This is a genomic window from Stenotrophomonas sp. YJH_SMC_36, assembly GCF_059369935.1.
The window spans coordinates 280,495-302,327 of sequence record NZ_JCAFTD010000007.1; the positions used below are offsets into that span (position 1 = coordinate 280,495).

A 21,833-nucleotide genomic window follows, 5' to 3' on the forward strand; every position below is an offset into this window, starting at 1 on the left:
TGCGCCAATCGCGATAAACAATGCCCGCGAAGCCTGCTAGGATTGGCGCTTCGCTTCAATCAACCCGGCCGTGGGATCGGCCCCGGAGACTCCTGAATGACCCGTATTATCGAGTTCCTGATCGCCTTGGGGATCGTGGCTGGCCTGTTCGTCATCATTGGCGTATGTCTGCCGGGCGAGCGCCACATCACCGAAAGCATCGAGACCAACCGCAAGATGACGATCGTGTACGACACGGTCAGCAGCCTGCGCCGCTTCAAGGACTGGAACCCGCTGGTACTGCGCGATCCCGCCGTTGAACTGAAGCTGTCCGGCCCGGCCTCCGGCGTCGGTGCCACCCTCGACTTCTCCTCCAAGGACCTGGGCAACGGTTCCTGGAAGGTGACCGAGGCCGAAGAGAACAAGCGTGTTGTGATCGCCATCGAAGACCCGACCAAGGGTCACGACAAGGTCACCACCTTCAATCTGGAGCCGACCGGCAAGGGCGGTCGCAACGTCAAGATCACCCAGGACTACTCGGTGAAGTACGGCTTCGACCTGTTCGGTCGCTACGCCGGCCTGTATGTCAGCCGCCAGATCGGCGACGACATCAAGCTGGGCCTGTCGCGCATGGCGAACATGCTGGCCACCGTGCCGAACGTCGACTACCGCACCCCGGAAGCGCCGCTGACCGATCTGGGTATCGTGCAGGTGCCGGCCGAAGACCTGCTGGTCGTCAACGCCGGCAACGTCGACCGCGGCCAGGACACCATCACCAAGTCCATCAAGGACAACCAGGAGTGGATCAAGCGCGTGATGGAGGCCAATGGCCTTGAAGCCGCCGGTCCGTTCCGCATCATCACCACCGATTTCGGTGCCGAGAAGTACGCCTTCGACATCGCACAGCCGGTGAAGAAGAAGGGTACCGAAGGTGCCACCGGTGAGGAGCTGACCGTCAAGATCGACGGTGGTGCCCCGGTCAAGTACGTGCATGTCGCCCCGCACCGTTCGGCGCATGCGGCCTACACCGGTCACATGGCCGGCCTGGACGTGGCCCGCAACGGCCTGCGTGCGTGGGCAGTGACCTCGGGCAACGAAGTCATCGACCGTCCGTACGAATCGTGGAAGGACGGCGTGGACAAGTCGTTCACCCAGGAAGGCACCTACGACATCTACTGGGCCGTCAAGTAAGCGCTGGCTGACCCATGTAGTGTTGGACACGAAAACGCGCCGCTTCCTGCGGCGCGTTTTTTTTCATCCCGCGTCCGCCGCCGGGCGGGCGCCGCGCAAGGAGCAGTCATGTTCAATCTGGAACGACGTGCGCGTAAGCCCTCGCTGCTGGCCTGCATCGGTGCGCTGTTGGCGGCCGCTTCGATCGGCCTGTCGGCCTATGCCTCGCATGGCGTGTCCGATCCGCAGGCGCAGCAGCATCTGAACATGGCGGCGCTGTATGCGTTCGCCCATGGTGCCGTGCTGGTTGCAGTGGGACGGCGCGCGCAGGGCGTGATCGCACATCTGGCGCTGTACGTGCTGCTGCTGGGCGTCGGGCTGTTCTCCGGCAGCCTGGTGGGCAGCGCGCTCTGGCAGTGGCCTACCCGGCTGGCGCCTGTGGGCGGCACCAGCCTGATGATGGGATGGGTGCTGCTGGCGATCGACGCCCTGCGGCGGTGAGGGCAGTGCGGGGAGGGGCTCAGCCGTTGGCCGGTCTCCAGCACCAGTGCCAGGGCTCGTAGACGATCCCGTGCGGGTTGCCGCGCGGGTAGCTCAGGTGGAATCCATGCCCGCGGGCGTGCGCCTGCAGCCACGCGAACGCATCGGTACGCTCGAACGATTCCTCTGCAGGTGCATCGCCCGGGGTGCCGATATCCAGTGCGTGCCCGCTGTGGTGTTCGCTGAAGCCCGGCGCGGCGTTGACCTTCAGGATCTCCGCCACGCTCAGGCCGCGGCCGCGCTTCCGCTCGAAGATTCCCAACTGGTACGCATGGCTGCGGAAGCCGGAAATGGCATCCAGGGCAACGCCATCGCGGGCCGCGTGCAGGCGCATCCGCCGCCACCCCTGCGCCGCGTCGCGGCGTAACCACAGGGGCCGCGAAAAGCGATCGCGGCCGGCGAAATGCAGCAGGCACGGCTCGGCTTCCAGCGGCAGCCCGGTGTCATCCGCGTAACCCTGCGCATCCAGGCCAAGGTGCTGCAGGCGTTGCTGCAAGCGCGCCAGGGGCAGCCATCGCTGCTCCAGTGCCGCAGCGAAAGGGCGTGACGCGCGGGCATCCAGCAGTGCCAGCGCCTCCTCCACGCCAGGCTCGTGCGGCAGGCGCGGCACCAGCGAATGAACGCCCTGCGTCAGCACGGCGGCCAGATAGCGGCCATCGCGCTTGCGCCGCAGCACCCAGCGGGCCCGCGCCAGCAGGCGTGCATCGAGGTTGCTGCGCGCGCGCAGCAGATCGGCCGGCCACAGTTCGATGGCCTCGGTGTTCAGCAGCAGCAGCGGTCGGCGATGCATGTCCGCAGCTTACTGCCGTGGCGCGGCTGCGGCCACCTTGCGCAGGGCGTCAAGCAATGCCTGTGGGCGTTCCATGCTCAGCAGCAGGGTGCTGCCGCCGCGCACCGGGATCGCCAGCGTGCGGTGACGGTCGGTGACCAGGGCGAAGCCCTTGCCGCCGCCGTGCAGCCGCATATGCCCGGAATAGAAGCCGGGCATCGAGTAGCCGTTGGTCTTGAAGCGGATGCCATAGCGGCGGTCCTGCGCCAGGTCCACCACCTCGGCCTGGTCCAGCAGCATGTCGCGCACCGGTGTACGCCGCCGGTACAGCGTCGAGCGCACATCCAGCACGCCACCCACCAGCTCCACGCGGCGGCGGAAGAACGAAGTGCCCAGGCCCAGGCCGATCAGCACCAGCACGGCGATGCTCCATGCCGCGCTGCCGTTCATCAGGAAGAACGGCGGCGACAGGGTGACTTCCATCCATGGTGCAGGCGCACGCGTGCGGCTGAACTGCACGTACACGCTGATGACCAGCACGGCCAGCACCGGCAACAGCACCCACAGCACGCGCAGGGGTGAACTGCCAGCCAGCTCGAACGGACGGGCTTCATTGGGGCTCATCGTTGTGCCTCCACCCATCGGGCGATGTCATCGATCAACCCCGCATCGACATGGCCGGGCCGGGTGTACTCCTTCAACGAACTCGGGCCGCTGCCAGCGATGCCGATGTGGTTCAGCGCCGGATAGGTCCGCCACTGCACATCGTCGCGCCGGGCGAGGGCCTTCTGCCAGAGTGCCCAGTCGGCATCGGGAACCTGGAAATCGCGCCCTCCATGCAGCATCAGCAGCGGTGCGCGCAGCCGCTGTGCATCGGCGCGGGCATCTACGGCTTCGATGCTCTTCCAGAAGGACTGCGGAACGCCGAGTGGCAGTTCGCTGGCGGGTACCGGCGTGCTGCCACGTGCTGCGGCGATCTGGCTGTCCAGTTTGTCCAGCAGCGCCTGACCGGCCGCGCTGATGTCGCCGTCCAGGCTCAGCAGGTAGCGGTTCTGTTCCGGCAGCAGGTCCAGCAGCGTGCGCGCGGGAGCGGCCCACAGGATGGCGCCACGCGCCTGTGGCCAGCGGCTGGCGATGCGTGGCGCAAGCATGCCGCCCTGGCTGTGGCCGAGCACGAACACGCGGCGGCCGTCGATGCGCGGGTCGCTGGCGACGGCCTCCAGTGCCGCCACCGCATCGTCGGTGGATTCGTCATCGACAGTGAAGGTGCCGCTCTGGAAATCCTGGGGCCGGGCGAGAGTGCGCTTGTCGTAGCGCAGTACCGCGATTCCGTGCGCGGCGAGGCCACGGGCGATATCGAGGAAGGGACGGTTGCCGCCGATGGTTTCGTCACGGTCCTGCGGGCCCGAGCCGTGCACCAGCACCACTGCCGGGAACGGGCCTTTGCCCTTGGGCAGCGCCAGCGTGCCGGGCAGCGCACCGCGTGTCTGCGGCACACTGAAATCAACTTCGCTGTAGGTCGCATCGGCCGGCGGCGGCGGTGCCTTGGCCGCGGGGGCGGGGCGCAGCAGCAGGCCGGCGACCTTGTCCTGTGCATCCACGGCCACCTGCGCGATCACCGCGCCACCGGTGAACTGCAGCGGCACTTCCACCAGGTGCAGGCCCTGCTGCTCGCTGCTGCGGGCCTGGCCCCGCTGCTGCAGTTCGCCCAGGGACCGCCACACGCTGTCGAGCTTCTCGGCGGGAACGGCACGGGCCATCTGCGGGGTCAGCATCGCCTCTGCATCGGCGATGCGGCCGGCCTGCAGGTGGTCCAGCAAGCGGGCGGCAACCTGCTGCGGTTCGGCGGCGAATGCGCCACCGCTCAGCAGCGCCAGTGACAGGGCGAACAGCGAACGGCGGGTCTTCATGGTCAGAGCTCCTTCTTGAAGACCAGCACCGCTGCGCTCATCGGCGCGGGGATCACGATGTTGACCAGCTCCCAGCCAAGCTGGCCCTGCTTGTTCAACGCCTCCTGCACGGCTTCGGTCTTCATGCTGCCCATCAGCGTCGAGGGCACTTCCAGGGTCTGGTACGTCCAGCGCTTGCTCATTCCTTCTCCTCCTGAGGTGGCTTGGGATGCGGCAGCCTGCCGGCCTTGCGCAGCGCGTCGCGCAGCAGGTACTCGATCTGCGCGTTGAGGCTGCGCAGTTCGTCGTCGGCCCAGCGCTGCGCCGCGGCCAGGACGTCGGCGTTGATGCGCAGTGGATAGGCTTTCTTCTCGCTCATGGATGCTCCTGGCGGGGCGGTGGGGCGCCCCGTTGCGAGGGTGATTCAGTACAGCGAACCGGCGTTGACGATCGGCTGCGTGCCCCGGTCCGAACACAGCACGGTCAACAGGTTGCTGACCATGTGCGCCTTGCGTTCCTCGTCCAGCTGCACCACGCCGTTCTTCTGCAGTTCGCCCAGGGCCATCTCGACCATGCCGACCGCACCGGCAACGATGCGCGTGCGTGCCGCGATCACCGCGTTGGCCTGCTGGCGCTGCAGCATGGCCTGGGCGATTTCGGCAGCATAGGCCAGGTGGCTGATGCGTGCGTCGATCACCTGCACGCCGGCGTCGGCCAGGCGCTCGGCCAACTCGTTCTTCAGGTGCTGGGAGATCTCGCTGGCGTGGCTGCGCAGCGCCAGCTGGCCCTCTTCATGCTGGTCGTAGGGATAGCTGGTGGCCATCGCGCGCAGCGCCGATTCGGACTGGATGTGCACGAAGCTCTCGTAGTCGTCCACGTTGTAGACCGCTTCGGAGGCATCGACCACCTGCCAGACGATCACTGCGGCGATCTCGATCGGGCTGCCATCGAGCTCGTTGACCTTCAGCTTGCCGCTTTCGAAATTGCGCACGCGCTGGCTGACGTGGCGCTTGCTGTAGAAGGGGTTGTTCCAGCGCAGGCCATTGTCTTTCACGGTGCCGACGTACTTGCCGAACAGGCTCACCACCGCGGCCTGGTTCGGCTGCACGGTGTACAGGCCCGCCAGCGCGAACAGCGCCACCACCGCGACCAGCGCGCCAACCAGCATCATCAGCAGGTTGGGGGAGCCGGTCGACGCCTTGGCGGCGATGCCCAGCACGAACAGCACACCGCCGAAGACGGCGACGAGCAATGCGCCCGCCAGAGTGCCCAGGCCGTTGAGGGAGGACAGCGACTTCTCTTTCATGGCAGTACGTCCTTGAGGGTTCGAGGCGACGATATCAAATTGATATCAGATGGCGACTACCGTTCGTCGGGAACCGCCGCTGGACCGGCTAGAATGCCCACCCGCCTTCACATCACTGCCGGACCCTTCCATGGCCAAGCTCGGAACCCCCCTCTCGCCCTCCGCCACCCGTGTGCTGCTGCTGGGCTCGGGCGAACTCGGCAAGGAAGTGGCCATCGAGCTGCAGCGGCTGGGCGTGGAGGTGATCGCCGCCGACCGCTACGCCGATGCGCCCGCCATGCAGGTCGCGCATCGTTCGCACGTGATCGACATGCTGGATGCGATGGCGCTGCGTGCGCTGATCGCCCAGGAACAGCCTCATCTGGTGGTGCCGGAGATCGAGGCGATCCACACCGAGACGCTGGTACAGCTGGAACAGGAGCAGGGCCTGCGGGTGATCCCCACCGCGCGTGCCGCACGCCTGACCATGGACCGTGAGGGCATCCGCCGCCTGGCCGCCGAGACGCTGGGCCTGCCAACCTCGCCCTACCGCTTTGTCGATACCGAGGCGGAGTACCGCGCCGCCGTGGCCGCCATCGGCCTGCCGTGCGTGGTCAAGCCGGTGATGTCCTCCTCGGGCAAGGGACAGAGCACGCTGCGCAGCGAAGCGGACATCGCGCCGGCCTGGGAGTATGCGCAGACCGGCGGCCGCGCGGGCGCCGGCCGCTGCATCGTCGAGGGATTCATCGATTTCGACTACGAGATCACTCTGCTGACCGTGCGCCACGCGGCAGGCACCTCGTTCTGCGCGCCGATCGGTCATCTGCAGAAGGACGGCGATTACCGCGAGAGCTGGCAGCCGCAGCCGATGTCGGACAAGGCGCTGGCGCGCGCGGAGGAGATCTCGCGTGCGATCACCGATGACCTGGGTGGCTGGGGCCTGTTCGGCGTGGAGCTGTTCGTGAAGGGCGATGAAGTGTGGTTCAGCGAAGTGTCGCCGCGCCCGCACGACACCGGCCTGGTGACGCTGGTATCGCAGGAGCTGAGCGAGTTCGCGCTGCACGCACGCGCCATCCTGGGCCTGCCGGTTCCGGTGATCCGCCAGAGTGGTCCGTCGGCATCCTGTGCATTGCTGGCGCAGGGCGAAGGCGTGCCGTACTTCAACAACGTCGCGGCCGCACTGCAGGTGCCGGATACGGCCGTGCGCCTGTTCGGCAAGCCGAGCGTGCACGGTCAGCGCCGTGTCGGCGTCACCCTGGCGCGCGCCGACACCGTCGACGAGGCGCGCTCGATCGCCCGTGATGCCGCCGACGCCATCGGCGTCGAACTGCGCCCGTAAGCCGGTAGCGCCGGGCCGCGCCCGGCGGCTATCTTCAAGGCAGAGCAGCGCGCCTGGCGCCTGGGGTCACTTCACATCCACCCACACCAGGTGATGGTCGCTGCCGTCGGCAATCTTCGCTTCAGGGCTGTTGCTGGCTGGCCAGAACACGCCGCTGCCCACGTACTCGAACCCGGTGGAAGGCAGCACGTAATCCAGTCGCAGGGTGCCGGACTTCGGGCCAAAGTCGCCGGTGGCGTGGGAGGGCGCACCCTTGCGCACGATGCCCTTGGCGGTATAGGCGAGGCTGGTTTGCTCACCCCCCGCGCTGCGCGGGGTGGGGTAGCGCAATACGCGTGCGTTCTCGATCAGTTCGACGATCGCCTCGTGGCGGCCATCGCCGTCGACCGGGTCGTTGTTGAGATCGCCGAGGATCACGAAGCGTGCATCCTGCGCCAGACCTCCGCACTGGCCCTTGTCGTCGCACAGCCAGGGCTTGTCACCCGCGGTGAGATACTCCTGCCACAGGCGCAGTTCGTCGTGGTTGCGCGCCGCGTTGCGCTTTTCCGGGCCGTCGAACACCGGCGGCGTCGGGTGCGAGACCAGCGCATGCACCACGCCTGCCGGGGTCTGCACCGGTACATCCCAGTGCGACTTCGACGACAGGCGCAGCTGCGACCACACGGCGTCGCTGTAGAAGCTCTGCCCGCTGCGCGGATCGACCGGACGGATCGCGCCCGGCATCGTGCTCCACTTCAGCAACTGGAAGCTGCGTACCCTGGCTTCATCGATCGGGTAGCGCGACAGCACCAGCATGCCGTACTGGCCCGGGTGCAGGCCGTAGCCCCAGGCATCGTTGCCACGGCTGCGACCTTCGCCGCCGACCACGCCGTTGTTGTCCAGGTCCAGGCCACTGGGCACGCCGGTGTTGACCGGGGCCAGGTAGCGGTAGGCGAAGTGCAGCGGCGCGCCGCCGCCCGGCTGCGCCACTTCCAGGTAGCGTTTCTGGAACAGGTCGGCGGCGCGATGGGCGTCGTCGAAATCGAATTCGTTCAGCAGCACCAGGTCCGGGCGCACCTGCTGCAGCACGGCGGCAATCTTGCGCGCATGCGCGCTGTCGCCTTCAAGCTCCCTGATCAGGCCGCCGGCCTCATCGGAGTACAGCGACGTGTTGTAGGTGGCCAGGCGCAGCGATGCGGACGGTGTTTCGGTCATCGCAGGGGTCCTGGCAAGAGCAGGGGCCGCAGCGCCACACAGCAGGGCCAGGGCAAGGATCAGGGGTTGGGCGTTCATGCCGCCTATTGTGCACCCCGCCCGGTGTCAGCGGTTTGTCAGCGGCCGTCCAGATCGCGGTCGAAATCGTGCCAGCGACGGCCATCGTAGGCCTCCAGCGGACGGAAGCGGCGCTTGTAGTCCATTTTCTGGTGTTCACGGATCCAGTAGCCCAGATAGACGTGCGGCAGTCCTTCGCGACGCGCCCATTCGATCTGCTGCAGGATGGCGAACGTGCCCAGTCCCCGCGCTGCGTGGTCTGGATCGAAGAAGGTATAGACCGCCGAAAGGCCGTGCTCGGTGACATCGGTGACGGCCACTCCGAGCAGCTGGCTGGGCCGGCCATCGTGGCCCGGCAGGCGCATCTCCAGGAAGCGGGTGTGCGACCAGCTGCCGATCAGGAACTGCTCGAACTCATGCGGGCCATGATCGTCCATGCCGCCGTTGGCGTGGCGGTGCACCAGATAGCGGTGGTAGAGGGCAAACAGATCCTCGCGCGCAGTGGCGGCGGTGATCCGCACCTCCAGGTCGGCGTTGCGGGTGGCGCAGCGACGCTGGCTGCGGTCCGGCGCGAACCGGGCCACCGGAATCCGTACCGCCACGCAGGCATGGCACTGCGCGCAGTGGGGCCGATAGACCAGGTCGCCGCTGCGGCGGAAGCCCCAGCTGAGTGCGAGTGGATACAGGCCGCCCAGGCGACGGTCGTGGGGATCCATCACCAGGTCGCGCGCCACCCGGTCCGGCCAGTACCCGCAGGGGTGCTCGCCGGTCTGGAACAGCCGCAGTTCGTCGTCTCTGTCGCCGTGGATCGCCATGGCCACAGCATAGCCCCAGCGTGTCGCAATGAACGCGACTGTCCGCCGGATGAACGGAACTGGCGACCGCGTCAACCGCCGTCGCGGCCGGGCGTTGTTGTCATTCGAGGGTGAACTGATCACCCCGACGCAACCTCATCCCCAGGAGTGACCTCATGATCCGTACCCCCCTGCTGCTGGCCCTGCTGCTTGCCACGTCCGCCTCCGGTGTCGCGCTGGCGGCGACTCCCCCGACCGCACCGGCACAGCGTCCGGCCAAGCTGGACACCAACGGTGACGGTGTCATCGACCGCAGCGAGGCCGCTGCCAACCCACGTCTGGCGGCCAAGTTCGACGAACTGGACCGCAACAAGGACGGCAGGCTGTCGCGCGATGAAATGCCGCGCTGGCAGCATGGTCGTCGTGGCGGCCATGGCGGCGAGCGCTGGGCCAGGCTGGACACCGACAAGGACGGCCGCATCAGCCGCGAAGAGGCCAAGGCCGATGCGCGCCTGGCGGCACGTTTCGACCAGCTCGATCTCAACAAGGACGGCTATCTGGACAAGGCTGATCGCGAGCTGCGCATGAAGCAGCATCGCGACGCCTGGTTCGCCGCTGCCGACACCAACAAGGACGGCCAGTTGAGCAAGGCCGAATTCGATGCGGCGAAGGGCCCGATGCATGGCGGCCCGCGCCACGGGGGCCCGCGTGACGGCGCCGCACCGAAGCCGCAGCGCTGATCACGGCGCAACGTTCAACGACGACGCCGGCAGACTGCCGGCGTCGTCCGTTACAGGCGACCGCTGTCGAGCAGCGTATAGGCCACCAGGGCGATCACCAGCAGGTTCATCGCGATGATGGCGCTGCGGCCGTACATCGCTTCGTACTTCCAGTTGATGCCCTGCCGCCCGCGCCGCGCTGCGTCGCGCACGATCAAGGGCCGCATCAGGCGCTGCAGCGGTCCCAGGCACTGGTAGTTGACCGCACCCAGGCCGATGGCCATGACCACCAGGTGTACCCATACCGGCGTCTGCAGCAGCACGACCAGCAGTATGGACAGGCAGCAGGCCATCACGGTCCAGGTGTTGAGATGGACGAAGCGTCGGACCTGGGTCCGCTCCGGTTCCGTTTCGGCGTAGGACAGCAGGAAGCGACCGCCCAGGTAGCTGCCCAGCACGCCGCCCAGCACGGCACCGGCGATCGCTGCCCAGTTGTGGGCCGGGACCAGATGCAGGTGCCCCAGCGCCGCTGTCAGCGATCCCATCGCGGTACCGCCGGCTGCGCTGGCGCCGCCCAACCCCAGCTTGCTGCCGCCAATGCCCACACCGGTGCCGAGCAGGATCGCGGCACTGGCCGTGCCGGGCGCAGCGATCAGCACCATCGAGACCACGGTGGTTGCGAAGGCAGCGCTGGGTGCGCTGCTGCGCGCGAATTCGCCGAAGCGCTGCAGCAGTCCCTCGCGGACCTGCGCGCGGGCCCGCGACAGGCGCTTGCGCACCGCCGCATCACTCAGGCCCAGCAGGTCCGCCACCTGCTGCGAGCGCTGACCTTCCCGGTAGTAAAGCAGCAGGACTTCGCGGCTGTCGGTGGGCAGCGCCGAGATGATGTCCTCGGCGGCAACCTCCTCTTCCAGTCGCTGCAGGCGGTCGGCGGCAGTCGGCGAGGGGTCGGCCGCCATGCCCAGCGCAACTTCGGCGGCTTCGCCGCTCAGGGGCCTGCCGCGCTGCGCACGCAGCCAGTCGCGCGCGAGGTTGCGGGTGATCTGCCGCAGCCAGGGCAGGAAGCTGGTGGAACTGCGCAGCTGGTGCAGCTGCTGCCAGCCCTTCACGAACGCTTCCTGCGCGATGTCCTCGCTGGCCTGGCGATCGCCGGTAATGGCCAGGGCGATGGCGGTCACGGTGTTCTGGCAGGCGAGCACGATGCGCCCGTACGCCTGCTGGCAGCCGCTGCTGGCGGCTGGCAGTTCACGTTCCAGGGTCTGGTCGATGCTGGCGGCGAACGTCGTCATGGCAGCGGCTCCTGCAGGGATTGTGTCCCATGACGGGGCCGCGTGCCGAATGTGACCGGTTCGCGCCCCGGTAGCGCCGGGCCATGCCCGGCGGCTTTTCTGTCCGCTGCGCTCGCCGGGCATGGCCCGGCGCTACCGGTGTCGTTACGTCGACGGATGGATGCGGACGCGGACTTCTTCCTCTTCCTGCGGCGCCTGCGGGGCCGGCTGCGTCTGCTGCGGCTGGGCCTGTGGGGCGGGGGCGGGTGCTGCGGGGGCCGGGCCACCGCGGTGGCGCAGGCCGATCACCAGCGCCACGCCAGCGATCACCACCAGCAGTGCGATGCGGATCCGCCAGGCCCAGCTGCGCCCGCCGCTGCCGGCATCCGGCGTGTCGCGGAACGCGAACTCGGCCGTGGGATGGTCGCGGCGGGTGGTATCGAGCAGGCGTGCATCGCGCAGGATGTCGCGCGCACGTGGCTGGTCGTCGGCGCGCACGATCCAGACCGCTGGATAGCCCTGCGTATTGCCCAGGTCGGTATAGCTGAACTGGCCGCGCCGCCGGGTCTTGTACGAGCGACCATTGGTCACCTTCACTTCGATGCCATGGCTGCGCAGGAGCTCGGCCACGCCCTCGACGGTTTCCACACGCTGGCTGCTGAAGATCTGACGCATCGGATCAGTCCTTGGCCGGCACGGCGGCCACAGCAGTCTGGTCGGGAACCACGCGGATCAGGCCCTCCTGTGCCGTGCTGGCCACCAGCACGCCATTGCGGGTGAAGAACTGGCCGCGGGCGAGGCCGCGCGAATCCTGCGCACTGGGGCTGTCCAGCGAATAGAGCAGCCAGTCGTCGGCGCGGAACGGGCGGTGGAACCAGATCGCGTGGTCGAGCGAGGCCATCTGCACGTGCGGATGGTAGTAGCTGATACCGTGCGGGAAGGTCGCCGTGCCCAGCAGATGGAAGTCGGACGCGTAGGCCAGCAGCGCCTGGTGCAGCTCGGGGGCATCGCCGACCGGTTCGCTCAACCGCATCCAGACCTGGTGATAGGGCGGGCGCTTGGGCGGATTCAGTTCGTCGCGGGGATAGACGTGGCGGAACTCGAACGGGCCACCGCGCGAGAGCCAGCGCTGCACTTTGATCGGCAGCCGCTCCAGCACTTCGGCCGGCAACGGGCGGTTCGGCTCGATGTCTTCCGGTTGAGGCACTTCGGGCATCTTGTGCTGATGCTCGGCACCGGTCTCCGCCTGCTGGAACGAGGCAGCACAGAAGAAGATCACCTTGCCATGCTGGATCGCGGTCACCCGGCGCACGGAGAAGCTGCCGCCATCGCGGGTGCGGTCCACGTCGTAGACGATCGGATGGTCGATGTTGCCGGCCCGCAGGAAATACGCGTGCAGCGAATGCACATGGCGCCCGTTGTCGACCGTGGCCTGGGCGGCGGCCAGCGCCTGGCCCAGCACCTGCCCGCCGAACACGTACTTGGTGCCGATGTCGCGGCTTTGTCCGCGGAACAGGTTGTCCTCCAGCCGCTCCAGGGTGAGCAGGTCGATCAGCTCGGAGACGACGGGTTCGGGCGTGTCGTTCAAGGGGGCGGCCACAACAATGAAGAGGCCTTGATTATACCGGTCCGGGGTCGGATCCCTTTCGCATTGCAGAAGGGGGCTGACCCCAGAGCGCGGAGACCGTTACTTGCCCAGCCGCGCCACCAGCGCCTGCAGGGCATTCTGTGCGTCCGGGGCGAACCAGGCCTCTACGAACCGGTCCAGCTGGATCAGGTCCGGGTGCAGCGCTTCGTGCAGGTCATTGCGGGCCACGGCGCGGGTCAGCAGCATCGGCTGCCGCGGCTGCCTGAGCAGGTTCTGCAGCCAGGCCACGGCGCGGGCGACCACCAGATCGCCCTCGGCCAGTTCGTCGACCAGGCCGATCTGCAGCGCCTGCTCGGCCGGCACCAGGGCACCGGTGGTGAGCAGCACCCCCGCGCGGTGCACGCCGACGGTACGGCGCAGCAGGCGCTGGATGCCTTCCGGTGCGATCAGGCCGACCTGCACCTCGTTCAGTCCGATGGCATACGGGCGTGCCGGGTCGGCGCTGCGCGCCATCACCCGGTAATCGCAGCACAGGGCGAGCACGCAACCGCCGGCAGGGGCGTGGCCGGTGATCGCGGCGACCACCGGGATGCGGCTCTCGGCCAGCGTACGTACCGCGCCGAAGAAGGCATTCCAGGTATCCAGCAGCTTGTGCTTGTCATCGCCGTGGGAGAGCAGGTGCGGCACGTCCATGCCGCCGGTGAACACGCGCTCGCTGCCGGACAGCACGATGCCGTGCGCATCGTCGGCCATGGCCTGCTCGACGGCGTGGATCAGCTGCCGGCACAGGTCGGTGTCCAGCGCATTGACCGGCGGCCGCGCCAGGCGCAGTTCGCGGATGGGACCATGGTTGATCACCTCGATGAGCGTCGTCATGCTGCGGTCTCGTTGCGAAGAAGGAACGTGGGCGATGATAACCAAACCATTCGTTGGCGTACTGTTGCTTCTGTGTGCGTCCGCAGCAGCGGCGGCGGAATCACGCTGTGTGACGGTGGAGCAGGGCTGGGTGCGCCTGCCGCCGAACCCGGCCATGCCGATGACGGCGGGTTACGGGACGATCGTGAACCGCTGCGCAGCGCCGGTAACGGTGGTGGGCGCGGGCAGCAGGGCCTTCGGCGACGTGTCACTGCACGAGACCACCGTGGTCGACGGTGTCAGCCGGATGCGCGAAGTCGAACGGCTGCCGATTGCAGCCGGGGCGCGCACCGAGCTCAAGCCCGGTGGCCTGCACCTGATGCTGATGGAAGGCGAGGGAGCTTTGAAGGAAGGGCAGGTCGTGCCGCTGCAGTTGCAGCTGGAGGGCGGTGGCACCGCCAGCGCAACGCTGACGGTACGCAAGGCCGCTCCATGATGCAGCGCCCGTTCCGCCGGGTATCAGGGTCGGACTGGCGTCGGTAGCGCCGGGCCATGCCCGGCGGGGTGGGGCCGACCCGGGCCGGCACCCACCCGCAGTCCATCAGCTCGATGCGCTGCGGATCGCGTCCGGCAGCGGCGCGCTTTTGCCGGTCTGGGTATCCATCCAGACCACCACCACGTTGCCATCGGAGTACAGCTTCGACTCGTCCTGCTGGTCGACGATGCGATGACCGATGGTGACGCTGCTGTTGCCCAGGCGCTCGACGAACAGTTCGACCAGGATGTCGTTGGGCCACACGATCGGCAGCCGGTAGTTGACGTTGGTCGCGGCCACCACCGGCGCGATGCGGTCGGTCATCGACACGCCTTCCACGCCCAGCATCCAGCGCACGCGCGCTTCCTCCAGGTAGGAGATGTACTTGGCGTTGTTCACATGGCCCATGCTGTCCATGTCGCGCCAGCGCACGCTGATCGGGATGCGGGCCAGGATCTTGTGTTCGCTGCTCATCAGGCGTCCTTCTTCTTGGTCGTGCTCTTGCTGGCCTTGCCGGTGCTCTTGGCGGCCACGGCCTTCTTCGCCACCTTCTCCGGCTTCACCTTGCGCGGCGGCCGGGCGTCGGGCTTGTTGGCCACGGCGGCCGGCTGCTCCGGGCGCGCACTGGTGGACGGCAGCATGCGTGCCAGGAACTGCCCGGTGTACGACTGCGGGCAGGCGGCCACGTCTTCCGGCGTGCCGGTGACCAGGATGGTGCCACCCCGGTGGCCGCCTTCCGGCCCCAGGTCGACGATCCAGTCGGCGGTCTTGATCACATCGAGGTTGTGCTCGATCACCACCACCGTGTTGCCTTCGTCGCGCAGCTTGTGCAGCACGCCCAGCAGCGCTTCGATGTCGTGGAAGTGCAGGCCGGTGGTCGGTTCATCGAGGATGTACAGGGTGCGGCCGGTATCGCGGCGCGACAGCTCCTTGGACAGCTTCACGCGCTGCGCTTCACCACCGGACAGCGTGGTCGCGCTCTGTCCCAGCTTGATGTAGCTCAGGCCGACATCCACCAGCGTTTCCAGCTTGCGCGCGATCGACGGCACGGGCTCGAACAGCTTCAGCGCATCTTCGACGGTCATTTCCAGCACATCGTTGATGTTGAAGCCCTTGTACAGGATCTCCAGCGTTTCGCGGTTGTAGCGCTTGCCGTGGCAGACATCGCAGGGCACGTACACGTCCGGCAGGAAGTGCATCTCGACCTTGATCAGGCCATCACCCTGGCACGCCTCGCAGCGTCCGCCACGCACGTTGAAGCTGAAACGACCCGGTGAATAACCACGCGCACGCGCTTCGGGCACCTGTGCGAACAGCTCGCGCAGCGGGGTGAACAGGCCGGTGTAGGTGGCCGGGTTCGAGCGCGGGGTGCGGCCGATCGGCGATTGGTCGATGTCCACGACCTTGTCGAACAGGTCCAGGCCATCGATCTCCTTGTACGGGGCGACAGGGTGCGAGGAGCCGTTGATCTCGTTGGCGGCCAGCGAGAACAGGGTGTCATTGATCAGCGTCGACTTGCCCGAGCCGGACACGCCGGTCACGCAGGTCAGCAGGCCCGAGGGAATCGACAGGTCCACCCCCTTCAGGTTGTTGCCGCTGGCGCCGCGCAGATGCAGGGTCATCTTCGGATTCGGCCGGTGCCGGCGCGCCGGAATCTCGATCGAGCGCTTGCCGGACAGGTACTGGCCCGTCAGCGAACGGGGCGCATCCAGGATGTCCTGCAGGGTGCCCTGGCCGACGATCTCGCCACCGTGCACGCCCGCGCCCGGGCCGATGTCCAGCACGTAGTCGGCCAGGCGGATCGCATCTTCGTCATGCTCGACCACGATCACCGTGTTGCCGAGGTCGCGCAGGCGGGTGAGGGTGCCCAGCAGGCGTTCGTTGTCGCGCTGGTGCAGGCCGATCGACGGCTCGTCGAGCACGTACATCACGCCGACCAGGCCGGCACCGATCTGGCTGGCCAGGCGGATGCGCTGTGCCTCGCCACCGGAGAGGGTATCGGCCTTGCGCTCCAGAGTGAGGTAGTCCAGCCCCACGTCGACCAGGAAGCCCAGGCGTTCGCCGATCTCCTTGACGATCTTCGAGGCGATCTCGCCGCGCCAGCCCGGCAGGCTCAGTTCGCTGAAGAACTTCAGGGCTTCGTCGATCGGCAGCACCACCAGGTCCGGCAGCGGCCGGTCGGCCACGAACACGTTGCGCGCAGCCTTGTTCAGGCGGGCACCGTTGCACTCGGGGCAGGCGCGCTCGCTGATGTACTTGCCGAGCTCCTCCTGCACGGCCGCCGACTCGGTTTCCTTGTAGCGGCGTTCCAGGTTGGGAATGATGCCCTCGAAGCGGTGCTTGCGCTGGGTGCGGCCGCCGGCTTCGGTGAAGTAGGTGAACGTGATTGCGTCCTCGCCGCTGCCATACAGCACCGCCTGCTGCACCTTGGCCGGCAGCGAGTTCCAGGCGGCATCGACGTCGAACTTGTAGTGACGTGCCAGCGAGGCGATCAGCTGGAAATAGTACGCATTGCGACGGTCCCAGCCACGCACTGCGCCGGCGGCCAGGGACAGCTCGGGATGCACGACCACGCGCGAGGGATCGAAGAATTCGGCCATGCCCAGGCCATCACAACCGGGGCAGGCGCCCATCGGCGCGTTGAACGAGAACAGGCGCGGTTCCAGCTCCGGCAGCGAGTAATCGCAGACCGGGCAGGAGTATTTGGAGGAGAACAGGGTCGGCGCGCTGGCGGTGTTGTCCAGGCTCTGCACCGAGGCCATGCCGTCGCCGAGTTTCAGCGCGGTCTCGAAGCTCTCGGCCAGGCGCTGCTTGATGTCCTCGCGCGGGCGGAAGCGGTCGATCACCGCCTCGATGGTGTGCTTCTGGCGCAGCGCCAGCGGCGGCACCGCGTCGATCTCATGCAGCTCGCCATCCACGCGCACGCGCACGAAGCCCTGTGCGCGCAGCTGGTCGAATACCTGCGCGTGTTCGCCCTTGCGGTCGCGGATCACCGGGGCCAGCAGCATGTAGCGCTGTTCCGGGTCCAGCGTCAGCACCTGGTCGACCATCTGGCTGACCGTCTGCGCTTCCAGCGGATAGCCGTGGTCGGGGCAGCGCGGCGTGCCGACGCGGGCATACAGCAGGCGCAGGTAGTCGTAGATCTCGGTGATCGTGCCGACCGTCGAGCGCGGGTTGTGCGACGTCGACTTCTGCTCGATCGAGATCGCCGGAGACAGGCCCTCGATGTGGTCCAGGTCCGGCTTCTCCATCACGCTCAGGAACTGCCGGGCGTAGGCCGACAGCGACTCGACGTAGCGACGCTGGCCTTCGGCGTAGATCGTGTCGAAAGCCAGCGACGACTTGCCCGAGCCGGACAGGCCGGTGATCACGATCAGCTTGTCGCGGGGCAGGTCGAGGTCGAGGTTCTTCAGGTTGTGCGTCCGCGCGCCGCGGATGCGGATGAAATCCATCGCCATGGGGAATCCGGTTGTGGGGGCGTTGGCTGGGTGCCGGGCCAGCAGGGAACGGCAATCGGTCAGCCTACCGAGGTGACCAGATGGGGGCAATGGGCGACAATGCCAGCCCGGTGTCTCACCTTTTGAGACAGGCCGACAGGTGGGGGTCAGATCCCCTTCTCACGTTGTGAAAAGGGATCCGACCCCGTTCCGGCCGGGCCCCCCAGCCCGTTCAGGGGTTGACTTGACCCGCGGCCGTTGATCTGCGTACAATTCCGCTCCTGTCCGCCCTCGATGGCGGCAGCTCAGACCACAATAACTACAGAGGAAGGCCTGGTCATGTACGCAGTACTGGTCACCGGCGGTAAGCAATACCGCGTGGCGCAGGGCGAAAAGCTCCGCGTTGAAAAGCTCGAAGTCGAAGTCGGCAGCGAGATCAAGTTCGACAACATCCTGATGCTGGGCGACAGCGATGGCGTGAAGCTGGGCGATGCGCTGAAGGGCGCCGCCGTCACCGCCAAGGTTCTGTCCCAGGGTCGTGCTGACAAGGTCCGGATCATCAAGTTCCGTCGCCGCAAGCACCACATGAAGCGCCAGGGTCACCGTCAGTACTACACCGAAATCGAGATCACCGGCATCGCCGGCTAAGCATCAGGAGAAGCAGTCATGGCACATAAAAAGGGCGTAGGCTCCTCGCGCAACGGTCGCGACTCCAACCCGAAGTACCTCGGCGTCAAGATCTTCGGCGGCCAGGCCATCGAAGCAGGCAACATCATCGTGCGCCAGCGCGGCACCCAGTTCCACCCGGGTTCCGGCGTCGGCCTGGGCCGTGACCACACCCTGTTCGCCCTCGTGGACGGCAAGGTGGAGTTCTCGGTCAAGGGTCCGAAGAAGCGTCGCACCGTCAGCATCGTCTCGGCCGAAGCCTGATCCAGGCATCCGCCGGCACCCGTGCCCCGGCATGGGAATGCTGCATGAAGAGCCCCGCTTCGGCGGGGCTTTTCGTTAGAGTAAAAGCAAGACCGGCTGCGCCGGGTTGCCCGCCATCGGCTGGCATTACATTCAAGGCGACGGCAGGTTGGCCGCGCCCATCGCAGGCATCGAAACAATGAAACTGGTAGACGAAGCAGAAATCGAAGTGTTCGCCGGCAACGGCGGCAACGGCTGCATTGGCTTCCGTCGCGAGAAGTTCATTCCGCTCGGCGGCCCGGACGGCGGCGACGGCGGTGCGGGCGGCAGCGTGTACATCCGCGCCGACGAAAACCTGAACACCCTGGTCGACTTCCGCCATGACCGCATCTTCAGGGCGCAGCGCGGCGAGAACGGCATGGGTCGCCAGGCCTACGGCAAGGGTGGCGAAGATCTGACCATCACCGTGCCGGTCGGCACCGTGGTCATCAACGTCGCCACCGATGAAATCATCGGCGACCTGACCCAGCACAACGACCGCCTGCTGGTGGCCAAGGGCGGCAGGGGCGGCCTGGGCAACATGCACTTCAAGAGCTCGACCAACCGTTCGCCGCGCCAGGCGCTGCCGGGCGAGCCGGGCGAAGAGCGCACGCTGAAGCTGGAACTGAAGCTGCTGGCCGACGTCGGCCTGCTGGGCTTCCCCAATGCCGGCAAGAGCACCCTGATCCGCGCTGTCTCGGCGGCGACGCCGAAGGTGGCCGACTACCCGTTCACCACGCTGTACCCGAATCTGGGCGTGGTGAAGGTCGAGAACTACCGCAGCTTCGTGATCGCCGATATTCCGGGCCTGATCGAGGGTGCGGCCGACGGTGCCGGCCTGGGCGCGCAGTTCCTGCGCCACCTGCAGCGCACCCGCCTGCTGCTGCACCTGGTGGACATCTCGCCGATGGAGGGTGGCGTGGAGGGCATCTCCCCGGTCGAGCAGGTGCGCGCGATCGAGCGCGAGCTGGAAAAGCACGATCCGGAACTGCTGCAAAAGCCGCGCTGGCTGGTGCTGAACAAGGCTGACCTGATGTTCGAGGACGAGGCCAAGGCGGCGGCCGAACAGATCGTGGCCGAGCTGGGCTGGAAGGAGCCCTGGTTCCTGGTGTCCGCCCTGGGGCGCGAAGGTACCTTCCCGATCATGAGCCGGATCATGGCCTTCTTCGATCGGCAGAAGGAAGAGGAGCTGGAGGCCCGCAACGCGCAGTAAGGGCGTTGTGGCTCCCGCCAGAAAAGCCCGGCTTCGGCCGGGTTTTTTTTGTTGGTTGCGATGCAGGCAGCAGCCGAGCATGGGCTCGGCTCTACGGAAAGCGGGCAGGGCCCGGAGTGCAGGCAACAAAAAACCCGGCCGGAGCCGGGCTTTTGCGTGTCGCCGGGAGGCAGCCCCGGCGGCAACCGGATCAGGCGGCCTTGAGGGCCTTGATGCGGTCGTTCAGGCGGCTCTTGTGGCGAGCAGCCTTGTTCTTGTGGATCAGGCCACGCGCGCTGAAGCGATCCAGGATCGGCTGGGCAACGGCGAAGGCGGCTTCGGCGCCGGCGGCATCGTTGGCGTCCAGCGCCTTGATCACTTTCTTGACAGCGGTGCGCAGCATCGAGCGCTGAGCCACGTTGCGCGCGTTGCGCACGACGGTCTGCTTGGCGCGCTTCTTGGCGGACTTGATATTGGCCACGGTGGTGGTTTCCTGAAAAAATCGGTGTTATGGGAACAGCAAGCTGGCTAGTATGATGGCGCGGGAAATGTACGTCAAGTCGATTGTCAAGAGGGACGTTGAGTGAGTTCACCGAAGATGTTGCGGGGCCTGCTGTCGTTCAGCAGCATGACCATGGTCTCGCGGGTGCTCGGACTTGTCCGGGACCAGGTGATCACCACCACGTTCGGCACCAATGCGGTCACCGATGCGTTCTGGGTGGCGTTCAGGGTACCCAATTTCCTGCGTCGCCTGTTCGCCGAAGGCTCCTTCGCCACCGCCTTCGTGCCGGTGTTCACCGAGGTGAAGGAGACCCGCAGCCACACCGAACTGCGCGAACTGATGTCACGCGTGGCGGGCACCTTGGGCGGGACGCTGCTGGTGGTCACCGCGCTGGCGTTGATCTTCGCTCCCCAGCTGGCGGTGGTGTTCTCAAGTGGCGCTGATACCGACCCGGTCAAACAGACCCTGCTGGTCGATCTGTTCCGCCTGACCTTCCCGTTCCTGCTGTTCGTCTCGCTCACCGCGCTGGCCGGCGGGGCGCTGAACAGCTTCCAGCGCTTCGCGATGCCGGCGCTGACCCCGGTCATCCTCAACCTGTGCATGATCGCCGGCGCGCTGTGGTTGGCGCCGCAACTCGGCGGCACCCCGGAAAAGCAGATCCTGGCGCTGGGCTGGGCCGTGCTGGCGGCCGGTATCCTGCAGCTGCTGTTCCAGCTGCCCTCGCTCAAGGGCATCAATCTGCTGACCCTGCCGCGCTGGGGCTGGAACCACCCGGGTGTGCGCAAGGTGCTGACCCTGATGGTGCCGACCCTGTTCGGTTCCTCGGTGGCGCAGATCAACCTGCTGCTGGACACCCTGATCGCGGCCAAGCTGACGGATGGCTCGCAGTCCTGGCTGTCCCTGGCCGACCGCTTCCTGGAGTTGCCGCTGGGGGTGTTCGGCGTGGCCCTGGGCACGGTGATCCTGCCGGCGTTGGCCCGCCACCACGTCAGCACCGACCGCGAGGGCTTCTCGCGCTCGCTCGACTGGGGCCTGCGCATGACCCTGCTGATTTCGGTGCCGGCCATGCTGGGCCTGGTGCTGCTGGCTGAACCGCTGATCGCCACGCTGTTCCAGTACCGCCAGTTCACCGCCTTCGACACCCGCATGACCGCGCTGTCGGTGTATGGCCTGAGTTTCGGCCTGCCCGCGTTCGCCCTGTTGAAGGTGGTCCTGCCGGCCTTCTATGCCCGCCAGGACACCCGCACCCCGGTGCGTGCCGGCGTGGCCGCGCTGGTGGCCAACATGGTGTTCAACTTCGTCCTGCTGGCCGTGCTGTATCAGGTGATGGTGCCGGACGCGCTGAAGGCGCAGGGTGTGATGACCGCCATCGGCAAGCAGCCCGGCCTGCATCTGGCGCTGGGCATTGCCAGTGCGTTGTCCAGTTACCTGAACCTGGGCCTGCTGTGGTACTGGCTGGGCAAGACCGATGTCTACCAGCGCCTGCCGGGCTGGGGCAGCTACCTCGTGCGGCTGCTGGTGGCCTGCGCGTGCATGGTCGGCGTGCTGCTGGCCCTGCTGTACTGGATGCCGGCCTTCACCGGGATGGACAAATGGCACCGGATCGGCGGCCTGATCCTGCTGGTGGGGGGCGGTGGCCTGACCTATCTGCTGGCGATGCTGGCCATGGGCTTCCGCCCGCGCGACCTGCGCGGGCATTGATCGTCGCCTGCGGCGGCTATACTTCAGGGTTACACCATTGAAGCGGCGGCCCCGGGTGGGCCGGAACGGGAG

Annotated in this window: 24 protein-coding genes; 9 read left to right on the forward strand and 15 right to left on the reverse strand. The window is 67.2% G+C overall.

The window, feature by feature from the left end; all coding sequences use genetic code 11:
* Nucleotides 1-96: 96 nt before the first annotated feature.
* Both AC5P76_RS15410 and AC5P76_RS15415 read left to right on the forward strand, forming a co-directional pair.
* A complete protein-coding gene (locus AC5P76_RS15410) occupies nucleotides 97-1,170 on the forward strand; it encodes a polyketide cyclase (RefSeq protein WP_053516163.1) in 1,074 nt (357 codons plus the stop codon).
* A 108-nt stretch (nucleotides 1,171-1,278) separates the two neighbouring features.
* Nucleotides 1,279-1,650, forward strand: a complete 372-nt coding sequence (locus tag AC5P76_RS15415) for a DUF423 domain-containing protein (protein ID WP_253120459.1) — start codon at nucleotides 1,279-1,281, stop codon at nucleotides 1,648-1,650.
* Between the two features lie 19 nt (nucleotides 1,651-1,669).
* On the opposite strand, the gene AC5P76_RS15420 is transcribed toward AC5P76_RS15415, so the two are convergent.
* Genes AC5P76_RS15420 through AC5P76_RS15445 form a run of 6 tightly spaced genes read right to left on the reverse strand, consistent with a single transcriptional unit; the run spans nucleotide 1,670 to nucleotide 5,653 of the window.
* The gene (locus tag AC5P76_RS15420; protein WP_253120462.1) at nucleotides 1,670-2,479 is read right to left on the reverse strand and encodes a M15 family metallopeptidase; all 810 of its coding nucleotides are present in this window, start codon (nucleotides 2,477-2,479) and stop codon (nucleotides 1,670-1,672) included.
* Between the two features lie 9 nt (nucleotides 2,480-2,488).
* Complete coding sequence (locus tag AC5P76_RS15425; RefSeq protein ID WP_253120465.1) at nucleotides 2,489-3,082, reverse strand: PH domain-containing protein; 594 nt, start codon at nucleotides 3,080-3,082, stop codon at nucleotides 2,489-2,491.
* Nucleotides 3,079-4,368, reverse strand: a complete 1,290-nt coding sequence (locus tag AC5P76_RS15430; protein WP_065174601.1) for an alpha/beta hydrolase — start codon at nucleotides 4,366-4,368, stop codon at nucleotides 3,079-3,081. Before AC5P76_RS15430 ends, AC5P76_RS15425 begins: the two co-directional genes overlap by 4 nt.
* A 2-nt stretch (nucleotides 4,369-4,370) precedes the next feature.
* Nucleotides 4,371-4,550, reverse strand: a complete 180-nt coding sequence (locus AC5P76_RS15435; protein WP_053516154.1) for a DUF4177 domain-containing protein — start codon at nucleotides 4,548-4,550, stop codon at nucleotides 4,371-4,373.
* Nucleotides 4,547-4,726 carry a type II toxin-antitoxin system antitoxin gene (locus tag AC5P76_RS15440; protein ID WP_053516152.1) on the reverse strand — a complete coding sequence of 60 codons (180 nt, stop codon included), beginning with the start codon at nucleotides 4,724-4,726 and terminating at the stop codon, nucleotides 4,547-4,549. The genes AC5P76_RS15435 and AC5P76_RS15440 overlap by 4 nt, the downstream gene beginning before the upstream one ends.
* A 45-nt stretch (nucleotides 4,727-4,771) precedes the next feature.
* Complete coding sequence (locus AC5P76_RS15445) at nucleotides 4,772-5,653, reverse strand: SPFH domain-containing protein (protein WP_053516150.1); 882 nt, start codon at nucleotides 5,651-5,653, stop codon at nucleotides 4,772-4,774.
* Nucleotides 5,654-5,783: 130 nt separating this feature from the next.
* On the opposite strand from AC5P76_RS15445, the gene purT reads away from it, so the two are divergent.
* A complete protein-coding gene (purT, locus tag AC5P76_RS15450) occupies nucleotides 5,784-6,971 on the forward strand; it encodes a formate-dependent phosphoribosylglycinamide formyltransferase (RefSeq protein WP_065182365.1) in 1,188 nt (395 codons plus the stop codon).
* Between the two features lie 66 nt (nucleotides 6,972-7,037).
* Here the strand turns inward: purT and AC5P76_RS15455 are convergent, their stop codons facing one another.
* Both AC5P76_RS15455 and AC5P76_RS15460 read right to left on the reverse strand, forming a co-directional pair.
* Complete coding sequence (locus AC5P76_RS15455) at nucleotides 7,038-8,243, reverse strand: endonuclease/exonuclease/phosphatase family protein (protein ID WP_253120468.1); 1,206 nt, start codon at nucleotides 8,241-8,243, stop codon at nucleotides 7,038-7,040.
* A 38-nt stretch (nucleotides 8,244-8,281) separates the two neighbouring features.
* Nucleotides 8,282-9,037: an arginyltransferase gene (locus AC5P76_RS15460; protein WP_053516144.1), complete on the reverse strand. Its 756-nt coding sequence runs from the start codon at nucleotides 9,035-9,037 to the stop codon at nucleotides 8,282-8,284.
* 155 nt (nucleotides 9,038-9,192) lie between these two features.
* On the opposite strand from AC5P76_RS15460, the gene AC5P76_RS15465 reads away from it, so the two are divergent.
* On the forward strand, nucleotides 9,193-9,756 hold the full coding sequence (locus AC5P76_RS15465; RefSeq protein WP_253120472.1) for an EF-hand domain-containing protein: 564 nt from the start codon (nucleotides 9,193-9,195) through the stop codon (nucleotides 9,754-9,756).
* A gap of 50 nt (nucleotides 9,757-9,806) precedes the next feature.
* Here the strand turns inward: AC5P76_RS15465 and AC5P76_RS15470 are convergent, their stop codons facing one another.
* The 4 genes from AC5P76_RS15470 to AC5P76_RS15485 all read right to left on the reverse strand — a co-directional run bounded on the left by AC5P76_RS15470 (nucleotide 9,807) and on the right by AC5P76_RS15485 (nucleotide 13,467).
* A complete protein-coding gene (locus tag AC5P76_RS15470) occupies nucleotides 9,807-11,024 on the reverse strand; it encodes an RNA polymerase sigma factor (RefSeq protein WP_253120475.1) in 1,218 nt (405 codons plus the stop codon).
* A gap of 144 nt (nucleotides 11,025-11,168) precedes the next feature.
* On the reverse strand, nucleotides 11,169-11,678 hold the full coding sequence (locus AC5P76_RS15475; protein WP_253120401.1) for a pathogenicity-like protein: 510 nt from the start codon (nucleotides 11,676-11,678) through the stop codon (nucleotides 11,169-11,171).
* 4 nt (nucleotides 11,679-11,682) lie between these two features.
* On the reverse strand, nucleotides 11,683-12,603 hold the full coding sequence (gene tesB, locus AC5P76_RS15480; protein WP_428993211.1) for an acyl-CoA thioesterase II: 921 nt from the start codon (nucleotides 12,601-12,603) through the stop codon (nucleotides 11,683-11,685).
* An 87-nt stretch (nucleotides 12,604-12,690) separates the two neighbouring features.
* Nucleotides 12,691-13,467 (reverse strand): enoyl-CoA hydratase/isomerase family protein, encoded by a 777-nt coding sequence (locus AC5P76_RS15485; RefSeq protein ID WP_053516135.1) that lies wholly within the window; start codon nucleotides 13,465-13,467, stop codon nucleotides 12,691-12,693.
* A gap of 34 nt (nucleotides 13,468-13,501) precedes the next feature.
* Here AC5P76_RS15485 and AC5P76_RS15490 point away from each other — a divergent pair, with 34 nt between their 5' ends.
* Complete coding sequence (locus AC5P76_RS15490; protein WP_053516133.1) at nucleotides 13,502-13,942, forward strand: copper chaperone PCu(A)C; 441 nt, start codon at nucleotides 13,502-13,504, stop codon at nucleotides 13,940-13,942.
* 105 nt (nucleotides 13,943-14,047) lie between these two features.
* Here the strand turns inward: AC5P76_RS15490 and AC5P76_RS15495 are convergent, their stop codons facing one another.
* Together AC5P76_RS15495 and uvrA are read right to left on the reverse strand one after the other, a co-directional pair.
* On the reverse strand, nucleotides 14,048-14,455 hold the full coding sequence (locus AC5P76_RS15495) for an acyl-CoA thioesterase (protein ID WP_053516131.1): 408 nt from the start codon (nucleotides 14,453-14,455) through the stop codon (nucleotides 14,048-14,050).
* A complete protein-coding gene (gene uvrA, locus AC5P76_RS15500; RefSeq protein WP_053516129.1) occupies nucleotides 14,455-17,439 on the reverse strand; it encodes an excinuclease ABC subunit UvrA in 2,985 nt (994 codons plus the stop codon). The genes AC5P76_RS15495 and uvrA overlap by 1 nt, the downstream gene beginning before the upstream one ends.
* 318 nt (nucleotides 17,440-17,757) lie before the next feature.
* Here uvrA and rplU point away from each other — a divergent pair, with 318 nt between their 5' ends.
* The 3 genes from rplU to cgtA all read left to right on the forward strand — a co-directional run bounded on the left by rplU (nucleotide 17,758) and on the right by cgtA (nucleotide 19,579).
* Nucleotides 17,758-18,066, forward strand: a complete 309-nt coding sequence (gene rplU, locus AC5P76_RS15505; RefSeq protein ID WP_006424709.1) for a 50S ribosomal protein L21 — start codon at nucleotides 17,758-17,760, stop codon at nucleotides 18,064-18,066.
* 18 nt (nucleotides 18,067-18,084) lie between these two features.
* Complete coding sequence (rpmA, locus tag AC5P76_RS15510) at nucleotides 18,085-18,348, forward strand: 50S ribosomal protein L27 (RefSeq protein ID WP_053516127.1); 264 nt, start codon at nucleotides 18,085-18,087, stop codon at nucleotides 18,346-18,348.
* 178 nt (nucleotides 18,349-18,526) lie between these two features.
* Complete coding sequence (gene cgtA, locus AC5P76_RS15515) at nucleotides 18,527-19,579, forward strand: Obg family GTPase CgtA (RefSeq protein WP_065181115.1); 1,053 nt, start codon at nucleotides 18,527-18,529, stop codon at nucleotides 19,577-19,579.
* A 190-nt stretch (nucleotides 19,580-19,769) separates the two neighbouring features.
* Here the strand turns inward: cgtA and rpsT are convergent, their stop codons facing one another.
* On the reverse strand, nucleotides 19,770-20,039 hold the full coding sequence (gene rpsT, locus AC5P76_RS15520) for a 30S ribosomal protein S20 (protein WP_005408560.1): 270 nt from the start codon (nucleotides 20,037-20,039) through the stop codon (nucleotides 19,770-19,772).
* 117 nt (nucleotides 20,040-20,156) lie between these two features.
* Between rpsT and murJ the strand changes: the two genes are divergently transcribed.
* Nucleotides 20,157-21,761 (forward strand): murein biosynthesis integral membrane protein MurJ, encoded by a 1,605-nt coding sequence (murJ, locus tag AC5P76_RS15525; protein WP_197572075.1) that lies wholly within the window; start codon nucleotides 20,157-20,159, stop codon nucleotides 21,759-21,761.
* The last annotated feature ends 72 nt before the right edge of the window (nucleotides 21,762-21,833 follow it).